The 15,871-nt window shown below is 57.5% G+C and carries 15 protein-coding genes; 7 read left to right on the top strand and 8 right to left on the bottom strand.

The genetic code is table 11. The features are described 5' to 3' along the window. Positions 1-51: 51 nt before the first annotated feature. The 4 genes from ABLQ08_RS08195 to ABLQ08_RS08210 form a co-directional block, all read right to left on the bottom strand. Entirely contained in the window at positions 52-381 is a 330-nt protein-coding gene (locus ABLQ08_RS08195) for a hypothetical protein (RefSeq protein ID WP_352940673.1), read from the bottom strand. A gap of 149 nt (positions 382-530) precedes the next feature. Further along, a complete protein-coding gene (locus ABLQ08_RS08200) occupies positions 531-1,559 on the bottom strand; it encodes a LacI family DNA-binding transcriptional regulator (protein ID WP_352940674.1) in 1,029 nt (342 codons plus the stop codon). A 150-nt stretch (positions 1,560-1,709) separates the two neighbouring features. Continuing rightward, positions 1,710-2,381: a cyclic nucleotide-binding domain-containing protein gene (locus ABLQ08_RS08205; protein WP_352940675.1), complete on the bottom strand. Its 672-nt coding sequence runs from the start codon at positions 2,379-2,381 to the stop codon at positions 1,710-1,712. 169 nt (positions 2,382-2,550) lie between these two features. Then, positions 2,551-2,910, bottom strand: a complete 360-nt coding sequence (locus tag ABLQ08_RS08210; protein ID WP_352940676.1) for a nuclear transport factor 2 family protein — start codon at positions 2,908-2,910, stop codon at positions 2,551-2,553. A gap of 290 nt (positions 2,911-3,200) precedes the next feature. Between ABLQ08_RS08210 and ABLQ08_RS08215 the strand changes: the two genes are divergently transcribed. Further along, the gene (locus tag ABLQ08_RS08215) at positions 3,201-4,841 is read left to right on the top strand and encodes a hypothetical protein (protein WP_352940677.1); all 1,641 of its coding nucleotides are present in this window, start codon (positions 3,201-3,203) and stop codon (positions 4,839-4,841) included. A 53-nt stretch (positions 4,842-4,894) separates the two neighbouring features. Here ABLQ08_RS08215 and ABLQ08_RS08220 read toward each other — a convergent pair whose 3' ends face one another. Continuing rightward, complete coding sequence (locus tag ABLQ08_RS08220) at positions 4,895-5,755, bottom strand: DMT family transporter (protein WP_352942557.1); 861 nt, start codon at positions 5,753-5,755, stop codon at positions 4,895-4,897. A gap of 145 nt (positions 5,756-5,900) precedes the next feature. Between ABLQ08_RS08220 and ABLQ08_RS08225 the strand changes: the two genes are divergently transcribed. Next, entirely contained in the window at positions 5,901-7,265 is a 1,365-nt protein-coding gene (locus tag ABLQ08_RS08225) for a PLP-dependent aminotransferase family protein (protein WP_352940678.1), read from the top strand. Positions 7,266-7,297: 32 nt separating this feature from the next. Here the strand turns inward: ABLQ08_RS08225 and ABLQ08_RS08230 are convergent, their stop codons facing one another. Both ABLQ08_RS08230 and ABLQ08_RS08235 read right to left on the bottom strand, forming a co-directional pair. Further along, positions 7,298-8,185, bottom strand: coding sequence for a DUF5666 domain-containing protein (locus ABLQ08_RS08230; RefSeq protein WP_352940679.1), 888 nt, complete (start codon positions 8,183-8,185; stop codon positions 7,298-7,300). Positions 8,186-8,187: 2 nt separating this feature from the next. After that, positions 8,188-9,021, bottom strand: a complete 834-nt coding sequence (locus ABLQ08_RS08235) for a DUF6502 family protein (protein WP_352940680.1) — start codon at positions 9,019-9,021, stop codon at positions 8,188-8,190. Positions 9,022-9,166: 145 nt separating this feature from the next. Here ABLQ08_RS08235 and ABLQ08_RS08240 point away from each other — a divergent pair, with 145 nt between their 5' ends. The 4 genes from ABLQ08_RS08240 (at position 9,167) to ABLQ08_RS08255 (ending at position 13,698) form a co-directional block, all read left to right on the top strand. Then, positions 9,167-10,789, top strand: a complete 1,623-nt coding sequence (locus tag ABLQ08_RS08240) for an amino acid adenylation domain-containing protein (RefSeq protein ID WP_352940681.1) — start codon at positions 9,167-9,169, stop codon at positions 10,787-10,789. Further along, a complete protein-coding gene (locus ABLQ08_RS08245) occupies positions 10,789-12,102 on the top strand; it encodes a hypothetical protein (protein ID WP_352940682.1) in 1,314 nt (437 codons plus the stop codon). Before ABLQ08_RS08240 ends, ABLQ08_RS08245 begins: the two co-directional genes overlap by 1 nt. A gap of 1 nt (position 12,103) precedes the next feature. Further along, positions 12,104-12,874 carry an enoyl-CoA hydratase-related protein gene (locus ABLQ08_RS08250; RefSeq protein WP_352940683.1) on the top strand — a complete coding sequence of 257 codons (771 nt, stop codon included), beginning with the start codon at positions 12,104-12,106 and terminating at the stop codon, positions 12,872-12,874. A 350-nt stretch (positions 12,875-13,224) separates the two neighbouring features. Then, positions 13,225-13,698, top strand: coding sequence for a DUF3775 domain-containing protein (locus ABLQ08_RS08255; protein ID WP_352940684.1), 474 nt, complete (start codon positions 13,225-13,227; stop codon positions 13,696-13,698). 111 nt (positions 13,699-13,809) lie between these two features. Here the strand turns inward: ABLQ08_RS08255 and ABLQ08_RS08260 are convergent, their stop codons facing one another. Beyond that, complete coding sequence (locus ABLQ08_RS08260) at positions 13,810-14,727, bottom strand: LysR family transcriptional regulator (protein ID WP_352940685.1); 918 nt, start codon at positions 14,725-14,727, stop codon at positions 13,810-13,812. Between the two features lie 117 nt (positions 14,728-14,844). On the opposite strand from ABLQ08_RS08260, the gene ABLQ08_RS08265 reads away from it, so the two are divergent. Then, the gene (locus ABLQ08_RS08265) at positions 14,845-15,870 is read left to right on the top strand and encodes a D-cysteine desulfhydrase (RefSeq protein ID WP_352940686.1); all 1,026 of its coding nucleotides are present in this window, start codon (positions 14,845-14,847) and stop codon (positions 15,868-15,870) included. The last annotated feature ends 1 nt before the right edge of the window (position 15,871 follow it).

Below are 15,871 nucleotides of genomic sequence, written 5' to 3' on the forward strand. Positions count from 1 at the left end.
TTTCAATAACTTTCAGGCACGCGTTGAAGCCCGCCGTTCAAACGAAAAAAGTCAGGAATTCGGAGGTCTCGGCTCGAGACGCTCGGCAATCGAATTGCGATCGAGGGTCAATTTCCAATCGGGATGATCTTCATCCGTAAATGGCACAAGCAGGGCTGTCGCAATGACGGCCTTGCATTCAGAAGACGATTTGCAATGCGTGGACTTCGTCTTGGCTACCGGCTGTTCGCTACAGCAATCTGGTTGTTGCAATTGCGCCATTGCAAGATCCATTGTCACAAAGACCGGCGCCTCGGCTCCCGTCAGCTCAATATCTCCCCGCGCCAGCGACTGATGCGCGCCAGCGAACAGAAATCCGACAATGAGCAGAATCCGAAACATGACAACAGGTTAACCAACGAAACTAACAAACCCTAAACACGGGGGATCACAGTCGTGTGAGGTGGCATGCATCGATCCGCCTTGACCGACAGTTGAGCAAACAATTTCCTTGCCAAACTTCCGCCTGAAGCAACTTACGCAAATGCCTCTCAGGAAATACGCCTTGTGCTTTTCCTGACCACCAGCTGCGGCTCAAGCTGCACACTGCGCACTTCAGGCTGTTTGCCCTCCAGAAGGCTGAGCAGCAGCTGCGCTGCATGTTCGCCGACAGCCCGTCGGGGCTGGTGGATGGTCGTAAGGGGTGGAACGAAATGCCCGGCGATATCGATGTCGTCAAAGCCGACAACCGACACTTCATCGGGTACCCGCACCCCCGCTTCGCTCAAAGCTGAAATGAAGCCGAAGGCGGATCTGTCACTGGCGCAGAACATCGCCGTCGGCCGATCGGCCATATTCAGCCAGGTCTCGGCCGCCCGAGCACCGGCTGCGAGCGTGTAATCGCCGTCGACGATCCAGGCAGCCTCCGGATCGTGACCGGCATCCTTCAGCGTCGACTTGAACCCTTCGAGACGATCCCGACCGGGTTTGTGAGTAAGGAGCCCGGTAATGTGACCGAACGTCTTGTGCCCACATTGCAGGAGATGTGAAACAGCCAGGTCTGCACCGAGCAGATTGTTGACGACGGCAATCGGAACCGCCGGGTCATCGCTCCACTCACCGGCAGTGACAATAGGCGGCAACTTGGGATTTGCCTCCCGAATACCGGAGATCGAAAAATGCCCGTCGAGGATCACGATGCCGTCGCAGTTGTTCTTGCTGAAAAACTCGCCAATTCTGGGACGTGCCATCGAGGGTTTGCGGGTATCGGCAATCAGGACCTTCAGGTTCTTCTCGGCGCAAACCGTTTCAATACCTTGCAAGATATTCGAGAAATGGGAGTTGCCGATATCCGGAACCAGCGCAACAATTGCGCCCGTGTCCCTTCGGCGCAGGTTTCTCGCAGCGTGATTGAGCACGTATCCGGTTTTCTCGACCGCCTCGGCAACCTTGTTGCGGGTTTTGATCGAGACGCGTTCGGGCGTCGACAGTGCACGGCTAACGGTCGCAGTGGAAACCTTCGCCGCGCGAGCGACATCCTGAACGGTGGGATTTGGTTTTTGAGGATCCGGCTTGGTCATTCTTTGATTGTTGTTTGTTGTCGCCCTGACATAGCGGTTCATTCTTCAAACATCGCTGCCAAAAAGCAATTCCGGTTAGCTTGCGATGTGCAAGATTTCTTCGAGGTATAGATCACTTCCGGTTCATACACGCTCCAAACGCGCGAAACATCAGGTCGACAGCAATTCTGTACGCGCCGTCTGCAGGAAACGCGAGACCTCCAGACCGAGGCTCGCCTCGATATCGATTTCCAGTTCCGAATCCTTTTCCAGCTTGTTCTTCAGATCAGTGAGCGGCCAGACAATGACACGTGTCGGCTTTGTTGCCTGGACGGTAACCGGTGCCTTGAATTGTGCGTCCTTGCTCAGAAAGGCGACCGCCCCCAGGAAACGCCCTTCGCCGAGCGTGTCCACGTGCTCACCGTTCATTTCAACCTTCACCTCTCCCTCGACGATCAGCGACAGGTTCTCAACCGGTTGGCCTTGTGTCAGCAACGCGGTTGATACCGGCGCTGTTGCCGAGTTTCCCATATGCAAAAGCCTGAACGCTTCCCGCTCTCCCATATTGCGCAGCGCCAGCTGATAAAGACGCTTTTCTTCCGCGCTGAAGGGCACTGGTCGACGGTCGAGCAAAAGGCGCCCGATCCAGAAGATGTTGATCGCGATGAAGACCGCGTTCCAGGCGATTGCCGCCCAAAGCGGATCAATCTGCAGATAGTAGTACGGCAACAGCATCGTTGCGCCGACAACCGTCAGAATTCGCAGCCACAGGATATCCCGGACCGAATAGGAACAAAGATAAATAACGTTGGCCACAGTGACCAAAGCGTCGAGCCCCAGCATGTCTTCGCCTCATTCAGATGAGTATCAGCCGAATTCATCGTAAGGCGTTGTTTGTTGAGGACAAGGTGGTACAGGGTAAAGGCAATCGAGGGCCCAGGCGAAATGCGACAGTGGACGTCGTCTGCTCCATTCTACAAACTCGCAGCCAGGCCAAAATGCGAAAGCAGCCCTACTCCACCGGGAGCGGCAGATTGTGCATTCTGAGAAAACTCAACTTGTCCCAATAGCCTCGCTGCTGAACGATCTTTCCGTCCCTGACATGAAAGAACCCGCAGCCTCTCAAACCCAACGGATCTTTCCACTCAAGGATGGCCCATTCTCCATCTTCAAAGATGTGTTCGATCAGGCAGGTCATGTCTGCAAGCGCAAACTCGTCGGCGAACATCAGGGTGATCGCCTCTCTACCTTCTACGGGTGCCTGAGCGACCTGATGATTGACGGCATCGTCCGCATAAAACGTTCCGAGTTTCTTTGCATCTCCTTCATTGAAGGTTTCCACCCAGCGGGAGACGAGTTCCCTTGGTTTCATGACAATCTCCTGGATTTGCCGACAACAAGGTCGAGGCGACCTTTCTCTTCCGGCTGGACAGCATGTCTATCGTGAAACTCCGGACGCTAAAGGACAAGTCTGCTGTCAGTGTTGAACGGGATTTGCGGAGTAGGCGCTGTCGCTTCCGCCGAGATCGTTCGTCCGGAATCAATTTCTTGACGCAACGTCACTTATGCGCCTGAATCTCTGCCCACAGAACATTCCGCCATTCATCACCATCCCCTTGGGGTCAGATTTTGACCGCAACGAGCAACGGGAGGCGTCACGTTATGGAATTCAATCTAGGTACCTATTCACGCAAGATCACCACCCCCTCGGCCGAAGCCCAAAAGCTGTTCGACCAGGGTCTGGTCTGGCTTTACGGATATAACCACGAAGCTGCGGCGGTCTGCTTTGAAAAGGCGATTGAAAGGGATCCCGATTGCGGCATCGCCTACTGGGGTGTCGCCTATGCCATCGGCCCCAATTACAACAAACCCTGGGAATTCTTCGAACCGGACGAACGCGTGTCCATGCTGAAGAAGGCGAAGAAAACGGTCGAAGCGGGGCTGGCCCATCGGCAAAACCTGGCCCCGGTGGAGGTGGCCCTGATCGAGGCGATCGCCAAGCGGTTTCCCGATGACCCGACAGTTGAAGATTACTTGCCCTGGCACGATGCCTTTGCCAATGCCATGCGTCAGGTACATGCGGCCCATATGGACGATCTCGATGTCGTCACGATATTTGCCGAAGCCCTGATGAACCGCACTCCCTGGCAGCTATGGGATCTGCCCAACGGCAAACCCGCCGATGGCGCATCGACCCTTGAAGCCCAGGCGGCGCTCGAGACGGTCTTCAACGAGCGCGCGGATGCATGGGACCATCCAGGCCTGCTGCACATGTATATCCACCTGATGGAAATGTCGCCGACACCCGAAAAGGCGCTCAGACACGGCGACCGGCTGGTCGATCTGGTGCCCGACAGTGGTCACCTGGTTCACATGGCCACTCACATCGACGTTCTGTGTGGTGACTACCAGAACGTTGTCTGGCGCAATCACCGCGCCGCCGGCGTCGATCGCAAATATGTCGAGGTTGCCGGCACGGAGAATTTCTACACGCTTTATCGCATTCACAACGTCCATTTCGAGGCCTATGGCGCCATGTTTCTTGGACAACCCGAAAAGGCATTGGCAGCCTCTGAGGAGCTGATGCACATGCTGCCACACCACGTGGTGCGCTTCTTCCCGGACCTCTTTGAATCCTTTTACGGAAAGAAAATCCACGTCATGGTTCGTTTCGGCATGTGGAATGAAATTCTGAACGAGCCGTTCCCCGACGATCGCAGTCTCTACAGCTACACCACGGCCGCCATGCTGCAGGCCCGTGCTGTCGCCTATGCCAATCTGGGTCGTCTGGAAGAGGCAGCCGCCGAACGTGAACGGGCCAGGGAAGGACGCAAGGCGGTGCAGGAAAGCCGTATGGTCTTTAACAACACCGCCGACGACGTTCTGGCTGTTGGAGAAGCCATGATGGACGGAGAATTCGCCTTCAAGTCAGGCCAGCGGGAGGAAGGTCTCGACCACTTGCGCCGGTCCGTCAAACTCGATGACAATCTTCTGTATGACGAGCCCTGGGGCTGGATGCAACCGACCCGGCACGCCCTCGGTGCCCTTCTTCTGGAAGATGGACGTTACGAGGAAGCCGAGGCCGTTTACCGCGCTGACCTTGGCCTTGACGACACGTTGGCCCGGGCCTGCCAGCACCCGCAGAATATCTGGAGCCTGCACGGGCTGCATGAGTGTCTCACCCGCAGAGGCGAATTGACCGAGGCGAAACACATCAAGCTTCTGCTGGACAAGGCAGCCGCCCGTGCGACTGTACCGATCCATGCGTCCTGCTACTGCCGAAGCAAGGCAGAGGCAGCATAGGATCTCTTCGTTACTTCTGTCATCGCGGCTCTGGCAACCGCGATGACTTCATCTCACGCAAAACGCTTTGCCCCGGCAACGCACAGCACGACAAGCACCGTTGCTGCAATCATCAAGGGCGGGATCGGTTCGGCAAGGAGAAACGCTGACAGCATGAGACCGAAAAACGGTTGCAGCAGCTGCAGCTGGCCGACGCCCGCAGTGCCACCGAGCGCAAGTCCGCGATACCAGAAGAAAAAGCCGATCAGCATCGAAAACATGGAAACATATCCAACGCTGATCCAGACAGGCACCGGCAGACCGGAAAGAGTGTCCGGACGGAATGCGATGGCAAGGGCCGCCATCATCGGCAAAGCCAGAACCAGAGCCCAGGAGATCACTTGCCAGCCTCCCAATCGGCGGGACAACAACGCCCCTTCGGCATAACCCAGCCCGCAGACGATGATCGCCGCCAGCATCAGCACATCGCCGAACAGTGAAACGTCTGCGCTTTGGGTCAGCGCGAAACCTGCGACGGCCAGGCTGCCCAGAACCGAGAACACCCAGAACAACGGCCTGGGACGGGTATCGCCGCGAAGCACGCCGAATACGCCTGTCGCCAGCGGCAGCAATCCAATGAAGACAACCGAATGGGCCGCCGTGATGTGCTGAAGTGCGGTGGCCGTCAGAAGCGGGAACCCGATAACCACACCGGCTGCGACAACAATGAGCGACGGCAGATCCGCGCGCTCCGGTTTTGCCTGGCGGAACGCCAAGAGCATTACCGCCCCCAGAAGTGCTGCAAGCACCGCCCGCACCGAAGTCAGGAACATTGGATCAAGCGATCCGACAGCGACACGCGTTGCCGGCAAAGACCCACTGAAAATGAGCACGCCCAGAAGGCCGCTGCCCCAACCGGAAAATGAAGTCTGCATCATGTCCTCTTTCTTTGTCATTTCCCTACCCGCCAGGGGATGACACGGACAGACACAAAGCAGTACAATAAGAACAAACTGTACTGCCTCGATGACCCATACAGAGGACCCTCGAATGCTCCAGCCAGAACGTCGGACGCTTGTAATGGATGACATCAGGCGCCGGATCACTTCCCGCGCACTTGTCGCTGGCGACAAGTTACCCTCCATTCGTGGCTGCGCTGCAAGGCTGGGAGTATCGCCGTCGACGGTCGTGGAAGCCTACGACCTCCTCGTGGCGGAAGGGTTGATCCAGGCGCGCCGGAGTGCGGGCTTTTTTGTCGCCGACAAACCGCAGCCATTCGCGGTGGCCGAGACAGGTCCCCTGCTGGAGCGCGAAGTCGATCCGCTCTGGGTGGCACGGCAGTCACTCGACACAGGTGAAGATGTTCCGAAACCGGGATGCGGCTGGATGCCGGCGGACTGGATGCCCGCGGCCTCGTTGCGCAAAGCCATGCGGACCATGGCATCGGCAGACATTGACGTCCTGACCAACTACGGCAGCGCCAAGGGGGAAGCCGGGTTGAGACGGCACTTGTCCAGGCGGCTGCACGATCAGGGACTGGCTGCCGAACCTGATCAGATCCTCCTGACCGGCTCCGGTTCCCAGGCCCTTGACCTGATCTGCCGCATGCTGCTGCGCCCGGGAGACACGGTTCTGGTGGACGACCCATGCTATTTCAATTTTCAAGCGCTCTTGAGGGCGCATCAGGTAACAATCGTCGGTGTGACATACACGCCGAACGGGCCGGACCTTGAGCAGTTCGAAGCCGCCTTGAACGAGCACACCCCCCGCCTCTACCTAACCAACTCGGCGCTTCACAACCCGACAGGAGCATCTATATCCGCTCCGGTTGCACACCGGCTGCTATCGCTTTCTACAGCTCACGACCTGGTAGTCGTGGAGGACGACATCTTTGTCGAATTCGAACCCGATATCTCTCCGCGCCTTGCAACTTTGGACGGACTGGAACGAGTGCTTCGGATCGGCAGCTTTTCCAAGACACTGTCCGCGTCCTTTCGGTGTGGTTACATTGCCGCCCGTCCTGACTGGATCGAGGCTTTGACCGATCTGCAGGTCGCAACCAATTTCAGTGGCCCCAGCCCGATGGTCGCCGGGTTACTTCATACTGTTCTGACTGATGGGAACTATCGCAAGCACATGGAGACACTGAAATCCCGGTTGACGGCCTGCCGCAGCGAAACGATTGGCCGGCTTGGCCAACTGGGAATTTCTCCCTGGGTCACACCGCGCGGTGGTTTTCTGCTGTGGTGCGAGCTGCCGGGCGGACAGGACGCGGCGAAGTTGGCCCGCTCGGCGCTTCAGGAAGGTCTGGTGCTTGCCCCTGGCAACGTCTTCAGCGCAACGCAGAGCATGGGGTCCTTCATGCGTTTCAATGTCAGTCAGATGCGCGACCCGGCCTGCATTGCCGTTCTAGAGCGGTTGCTGGACGGATCTGAGGGCGAGTAAGGGCCGCCTGTTTTCCACGCTTGGAACCGCCCTTAGAGGCAGTCGAGTTTTGCCCAGATCGTTTCAATCTCTTCCGGCGTCAATCCGCTTGCGGGGAATTCACCCAGCTTGCCGTTGGCGCCGCATTGCAAGGTTCTGACCGAAACGTCGATCATACCCGGTTGATCCGTGTAGGCGACAAGTCCCGACCCCAGAACCGTGTAAAGCCCATCAGGCTGTGGTGCGGAGAAGTATCCTTCCACCTGAACGATCCCCACCGCAGCATCGAAAAGCCCGGTTTCCAGGCGTTCGGCTTTGATCCCGCCCGGGACCGGATTTCCATAAACTCGGACCAGATCTCCCGAGGACAAATGCTGCGGCGCGATCCCGCTGATCGCGGTACTACCTACCCTGTCGGGGCCTCCTGTCGGGGAACGGAAGAAAGTGCCGCTGACCTGTGCTTCACCTTGCCAGTCCGGAAGCAGTTCAAGTCTTGAGGCACGCACGCGCCCTTCCTGCCAGAACCCGCTGACGGCCACCCAATCGCCGACAGCCACTTGCGTGGATTGATCTTCAACTTCGACCTCGGTTCCGAGAATGGTGAACAACTTGTCGCCCACGGCTTCAACCGTACCCACCAGCGGGAGAACCTGGCGGATATGTTGCGCGTTCCAGATATCGTCTTCCAGCGCCGCCACCACAGCCACGGTGTGCCCCGGCTTGAGGTCTCCGGCAGTCAGGGCCGGTACGGACCCGGTCACCTGCATCGCATCGGTGATTTCGATTTTCTGGTCATTCACGAAGATGCTGCCAAGGCGGGTGATCTCACCGACGATCCCGGTGCCGACTATGCCGCCTTCGCGTTCCTCGCTGTCCTGAGCGAAAGCCTGAAGGGCGCTTAATATGAGCGCGGTAGCTGTGGCAATAAGACGGACGCGCACGTTCATCCTTCCTTGTTAGGCGGTAACTTCGGCAGGATATAGGCACCGACGACGAAGCGGCCATTCTGGTTTCCGTCTTGATCCCGGTCCTGTAACTGACGCGCTTTTGCGTTGATGTCCTGCAACAGAACCTGTGCCTTTTGTGCGGAAATATCACGCAGTTCTTCAACAGATTCGGCAGTCAGATGGGAATAGCGCACGGCGCGATCGAAATGCCTGGGGGTTTCGTCGTCGGCAAGAAGATTGTGAGTAGCGGCGGCCAGATGTGCCGACAATGTCGCTCGGTAGGCGGCGACCTGCTCCGCGCTGCCTGCTGTGGGAACAAAGGCTTGTGTCAGGAGGCGGTAAGTGCCGTTTTCCTGTTTGACCACGAGTTTCTGATCCAGAAGCGTTTGCAGGACGGTGCCGGGAGCCATGTCGATGCGTGTCTGCTTCACGAGATCATCAAAACCGGGCTGTCTGTCGGCACTTTTGCGAAACAGGTCACGAGGTTGGTTGCTTTTGTCCTGATACTCGGGAGCCGTTGCCCAATAACCGATCACCAATGCAGCCGCGCTGCAGCTTCGCTTCTCCGGAGCCTCAGTTTCTTCAGCGCGCAGTCGCTTGACATCCTTGCGGTGAAGGCCGGTCAACGCGCTGACCCGACTATCATTTGGAGGCGGATCGGAGGCATCAACGGCCGCAGTAACGAGCGCTTTCTTCAGTGCCTCGGTTGCCGTGCCGATGGTCACACCACGGGCAACCATCGCCTGTGCAAGCGGTATTAAAAGATCGGCAAGCGCAGCTTCAAACGGGTCCTTCGGTCCGGTCGACATCGTATTCCGTACTTCGTTCATCTGGCCTGAAATGTAGCATCCTTTCTAAAAGAACTTTTATTTCAGTGCTCAACATTTTCGTGACGGGGAGTTTAACTATCGTGAAAGAAAATGGGAAATTTTCCCATTATTAATGATCGCGCATCATTGATAATGGGAGGTTGCCATGCAGGACTTCGCTCTTCACGCCCTTAAAGGGGCCCGGCCCATCAGTTCCGTGGGTCCGCAATTCCTATCAGATCCGCTTTCATGCCTTACAACCGAAGATCGCAAGAAATTCAATGACTTCGGCTGGGGCACCCGGTGTCGCCCGCGCTTCGGCACGATCGCTGCCGCCATCCGCCATCACTTACGCACCCAGCCAGAGGCGGTCGCAATTGAATGCGCTGGCAAGTCCTTGACCTACGGTGACCTCGACAGGGTCTCCAATCGGCTGGCGAACGTCATGAAGTCCCACGGCGTAACGCGTGGCGATGCCGTCTGTCTCTATCTTCATCGATCTCTGGAAATGGTCATTGGCATTGTCGCCGCGATGAAACTCGGGGCGGCTTATGTTCCCCAGCATGTCGGGGTTGCTCCTGAGAAAGGTCTGCGCCACATCGCAAGTGTAACCGACGCAAAGGTCCTGCTTACTCTCGGCAGTTTGGCTGTCCAGGTTCCAACCGAACCTCACCAGGTCCTGGTCGCAATCGATGAAGTGGCAAAGGACTCTTCACACGATGACGCCGCGCTCGACCTCATTCCGCATCGCGCCGAACCGGATGATCTGGCGATGATCCTCTTCACCTCGGGAACAACAGGTGTTCCGAACGGGGTTCAGGTCACCCACCGCAATCTGGCCAATGTTCTCTTGACGGCGCCGGGCGATCTTTCCATGCGGCCCGGGCTCAAGGTCGGGCAGATCCTCTCCATCGCCTTTGACATGGCGGCCTGGGAAATTCTGGGAGCTCTGTCGAATGGGGCAACCCTGGTCATTCGCGGAAAGTCCATTCAGGAAACGGCGGAAAAGGTCGACATCCTGATCGCAACGCCGTCGATCCTGTCGTCGCTCGACCACAGCCGTTGCACACAGGTGAAGGTTGCCGCGGTTGCCGGTGAGCCGTGTCCGCGCTCGCTTGCCGACACATGGTCCACCTTCTGCACTTTCTATAATTCCTGCGGCCCGACCGAAACGACGATCATCAACACCGCAGAACCACATACGGCCGACAAGCAGGTACTCTCCATCGGTCGCCCGACGCCGAACAACACGGTCTACATTCTGGATGAAGACCTGCGCCCGCTCCCCATGGGCGACAAGGGTGAGATGTGGGCCGGCGGCGACTGTGTAACCGCCGGATATCTCGCCAATCCTGAACTGACCAACGAGCGTTACCGCCCGGACCCCTTCCGCCCCGGACACATGATGTTCCGCACGCGCGACCTCGGACGCTGGACAGAAGACGGGGAGCTGGAACATTTCGGCCGGGTCGACGATCTGGTGAAAGTCCGCGGATTTCGGGTGGAACTTGACGGTGTTTCCAGTGCACTTGAACACTCTGACTGCTGCATCCGCGCCGTCACGTTGAAGTTCGATGATCGCAATCTGGTGAGTTTTATCTCCCCCGCAACTGCGTGCCCGAAAAAGGCCGGACAGCAAGTGCGTGACCGGCTGCCCTACTACTGCATGCCGACATTCATTCTGCCTTTGAGCGAATTGCCCCGCACGCCGCGCGGCAAGCTCGACAAGCGCCTGCTGCAGAAACTTGCCCAGGACCATGTCGCAAGAGAAAGTGTGGAGTTGAACTGATGATCAGCCAATCAACGGATCTCACCTGCTCCGCCCCGAACTGGCGGCGAATGACACGGCATCCCGCATTGATGGAATACCGGCGTTTGTTCGCTCTTGTTGCCGCGGTCAACCTGATCGTGCTCGCCTTTGGCATCAGGGACGGTTTCTGGTTCGATGGAGGAGCTTTCCGGCTGGACCGGATCGCCGACATGGCCTTGCTCAACCTGTCCCTCGGCATACTCATCCGTCAGCAACGCGTCATCAACGTGCTGTTCTGGCTGGCAACGCGCATCCCGGTTTCCTGGCCTCTTTGGATCCGCTGGGGAGCCGGCAAGGTCTTTCATTTCGGTGGCCTTCACTATGGTGGAACGATAGCAGGCACGCTCTGGTTTGCCTTTCTGCTCTATGCCATGGCGGCGGATCGGTTCGCCGGAACGCCGCAGGTCTCCGATATGACACTGACGTTGAGCGGTCTGATGATCACCCTCATGACCTTGATGATCCTGACCGCCCTCAGCCGTTTTCGGGCAAAGTTCCACAATGCGTTCGAGAAGATCCACCGCTTTGCCGGCTGGACTGTGCTGGCCCTGTTCTGGGCACAGACAATCTCGATCTCCAATGACATGGGCGTCGGTCTTGCCAGCACACCTGCTTTCTGGATGCTGTGCCTGATCACGCTGTCAATCGCCTCGCCGTGGCTGACCCTGAAGCGGGTGGATGTTGAGATTGTTAAGCCTTCCAACCATGTCGCCCTGGCCAGGTTCAACTATGGCGACACACCCTTTGCCGGGAGTTCAAACGCCATCAGTCACACGCCGTTCGGCGAGTATCACGCCTTCGCAAACATTCCGGCTCCGGGTGAAACCGGTTACCGGCTTGCAATCTCCCGCGCCGGAGACTGGACCGGCGCTTTCATCAACAATCCTCCGAAGAAAGTCTGGGTCAAGGGCATTACCACCAGCGGTGTCGCACGGATCGAGGTTCTGTTCAGGAAAGTGGTTTACGTCGGCACGGGTTCCGGCATTGGACCGATCCTGCCTCACCTGCTGAAGGGTGAGGTTCCAAACCGGCTCATCTGGTCGACCCGCTCGCCGCGCAAAACCTACGGTGATGCACTTGTCGATGAAATCGAGGCTCATACCGAAAAACCCCTGATCTGGGATACGGATTCGCGAGGCAAGCCGGACTTGTCTGCCCTCGCCCTGCAGGCTGTAAAGGAAAGCGGCGCCGAAGCAGTGATCGTGATTTCCAACCAGAAGCTCACGCGCAAGGTTGTTCACGACATGGAAACACTCGGAATTCCCGCATATGGCGCAATTTGGGATAGTTGACATGTTTGAGACCATCGAAACCAACGTTGAAGGACGGGTTGCCACGATCCGTCTGAACCGTCCGAAGCAGCTAAACGCGCTCACAACGAAGGTGCTGAACGAGATGCTTCGCGCGTCAATCGCCTTTGACGCGGACCCGGACATCGGGTGCCTGCTTCTTCAAGGCAATGAAAAGGCATTTGCTGCGGGCGCCGACATCAGGGAGCTTGCGTCTCAGGACTATGCAAGCATGCAGGCAACAGATTTCTTTGCCGGTTGGGACCGGTTCGCGGATCTGAGGATCCCGAAGGTTGCCGCTGTCAACGGCTATGCACTCGGTGGCGGCTGCGAACTTGCCATGATGTGTGACGTCATCCTTGCTTCCGACAATGCCAGGTTCGGTCAGCCGGAAATCAAGATCGGCTGCATCCCCGGCATTGGCGGAACGCAGAGGCTGACCAGGCTGATAGGGAGAACCAAGGCGATGGATCTGATCCTGACCGGCCGCATGATCGAGGCACAGGAAGCATTGCAGATGGGGCTGGTCAGTCGTGTTGTTCCGGCTGAACAGCTGGACGAAACCGCTGGCGAGGTGGCGCGACTCGTCGCCTCGCATCCTCGCGACATTGTTCAAATGGCCCGCGCCTGCGTGAACATGGCTGAAAACAGCACGCTGGATGCCGGGCTGCGCTACGAACGCCAGATGTATCATGCTCTTTACGGCCTGCCGGCGCAGCGCGAAGGGATGTCCGCATTCATGGAAAAAAGAAGTCCGGCCTTCAATTCGAACTGACCTGCAAAGAAGATCGAGGCCCGGCTGCAGGATTGCCACCTGCATGCCGAGCCCCGAGCGCCCGGTCCGCCCCCGGTCGAACCCTCCCCTCAGTCCCTTGACCCAACTCGAATTGCCGGCAGGTTAAATCCTGATGGCATTCAGCCTTTTGCAATGTTTGCGTTGATCCGGGTCAAGGACAGAAATCTGTTCGCGGGCAAAGTAAAGCAAGACAGAGAAAAGTTCGCAAGGTTGATCACGACAACACATGAACAAGTTCCGGTTTTTAACTTGATACGAGTTCACAGACCTTGAATATCGTGGATAACCTTACGGAAGGTCTTGGACATTGCAGAACAGGAATTCGCATCATGACCATTGCCAATGACGAAAAGTGGATCGATAAAGAACAGAAAGGTTTGTCGGAGGCAGCCATGGACATCGATCTCACTTTATCAGCAGATACGATCCGACTGTTTGCCCAAAAGGCCCGTGCGGTTGCATCTTCCCTGCAGGACACATTCGACGGCGGCCATGAGGGCGACGTCGAATTTGACGAAGACTCGCTTGAGGAAAGCCACAACCACGACGGCTTGGCGGAAGAGGAAAATGACGACCTCTCCGACGAAGAGCTGCGTGAACTGATCGAGGATCTGAATGTAGACGAAGCCGCAGAGCTCGTTGCGATCACCTGGATCGGCCGCGGTGACTTCGACGCTGAGGACTTTGATCAAGCCGTTGACGAAGCCCGCGACCGCGCGGTTGGTTCAACAGCGAAATACCTCTTGGGCATGCCGCTTCTTGCGGATTACATGGAAGCTGGTCTGGACGCTCTTGATCTTTGACGGTTCGGAACCGGGTCGGGCTTGAGTGCGCATTCCGTGCGCGCCTGCCGCTGGTCTGACCCTAAAACCACCCCGGAATGATCCCGCTGGTCTCCCGGGGCACTGTCCGCCTTACCGCACTCCTGCCTGATGCGTGTCCTGAATTCCGGCAAGCTCTTTCCAGATGTGGACATGCAGATCCTGCACGTTATCCAGTCTCCGCTTGCCGACAATCTCCATCTTCAGATCGTCAAATGTGTTGCTCAGATCGCGTAACCGCCCCTCCGACACATCAACTGAAACGAGAGCTTCGGGAACCCAGGCGACACCTATTCCTGCTCTCGCCATCTGCATTGCCGCAAGCGTGAGCGCGGTTTCCGCAACCACAGTGACTGACGTTTCACTTTCAATTTGCGGCAACACATGCCTGTTCATCGACATGCCCAGAAACACGTCTGGCGGATAAGCAATGATTTCCAACTCTCCAACGCCAAGACCCTTGTGCAGTTCGTCCATCCGGTCTGCGGCATAGACAGGTATCAGTCTTTCATCGGCGATATGCGTTTCCTCGATCAGCGTGCTCGGACCGCCGCCGCCTTCCCCCGGCAAACGATAAGTGACGGAGAAATCCGCCTGTCCAGTCATGAGAAGCGTCTCGCACTCATCCAGATTGGCAGAGCGCAAACGCACATGAGCTCTTCCAGGACTGGAGACCATCTTGACGATGCGAGGCCCGAGCGATGTCGTTATCGCGTGTTGGCAGGCCACGACGACAAGACGTGATCCGGATCGGCTTTCGATCTGGATCTGCTTGATCAAGTGGCGCTGCTGAACGACTGCCTGGCGCACCTGTTGTTCATGATTTCGCAGCGCGACCACCGGCCGGTTCGGTTTCGTCTCACGATCGATCAGTGCAACATCCATCAGGTTTTCAAGCACCTGAATTCGGCGCGAAAACGCAGACTGGGAAATGTTGCGCGCAGCGGCCGCCTCAACGACCGACCCCGTATCAAGAAGTGCGACAAGGTCCTCAAGCCAATCGATGCGCATTTCACCACTCTCGATAGATTATGCAACTCCTGCAAGTTATACCGAAAAGATTGCATTTGAACATCCCGATATGCCGTGCCAGTTTCTTCGGAACCATTCTTTCCGGAGACGCTCGATATGCACTTTTCACGCTTTCCACGCCTGCAACTGGCGCATTTGCCGACGGCGCTCGAGCCGATGGACCGTCTCTCTGAAGCGCTGGGCGGACCGCGCATCTGGATCAAGCGGGACGATTGCACGGGCATGTCCACGGGCGGCAACAAGACCCGCAAGCTCGAGTTCCTGATGGCTGAAGCCAAGGATCAAGGCGCTGACCTAGTGATCACGCAAGGTGCGACCCAGTCCAATCATGCTCGGCAAACCGCTGCCTTCGCGGCCCGACTCGGCATGGATTGCCATATCCTTCTGGAAGACAGAACCGGCTCGAAGGATCCGAATTACAACGGCAACGGCAACGTGTTTCTCGACTTTCTGCACGGTGCCAGCGCGGAAAAACGTCCCGGCGGCCTTGACATGAACGCCGAGATGGAAATCGTCGCGGATCGTTTCCGGCAACAAGGCAGAAACGTTTACACCATTCCGGGAGGTGGCTCGAACCCGACAGGCGCACTCGGATATGCCAATGCCGCGATGGAACTGGTCCAGCAGGCCAATTCCGTGGGCCTCAAGATCGACCGCCTCGTTCATGCCACGGGAAGCGCCGGCACGCAGGCAGGGCTTGTTGTTGGACTGAAGGCGATCAACGCAAATATTCCTTTGCTCGGCATCGGTGTGCGCGCACCGAAACCGAAACAGGAAGAAAACGTCTTCAAGCTTGCCGTTGCCACCGCTGAAAAACTCGGCTGCCCGGGTGTCGTCAAACGGGAAGACGTGGAGGCGAACACCGACTATGTCGGTGAAGGTTACGGCATTCCGACACCCGAATGCCTGGAAGCCATTGAAATGTTCGCCCGGCTTGAAGGTCTGCTGCTGGATCCCGTCTATTCGGGAAAGGGAGCTGCCGGCCTGATCGATCTTGTGAAAAAGGGCGCCTTCTCCGACGATCAGAACATCGTCTTCCTGCACACCGGCGGCGCTGTCGCGCTGTTCGGCTACACCGATGCGTTCGGGTATGGTGCACCCGGCACGAAGGCAGCTGAATAGA

This window comes from Roseibium sp. SCP14, from assembly GCF_040329475.1.
Lineage (GTDB): Bacteria > Pseudomonadota > Alphaproteobacteria > Rhizobiales > Stappiaceae > Roseibium.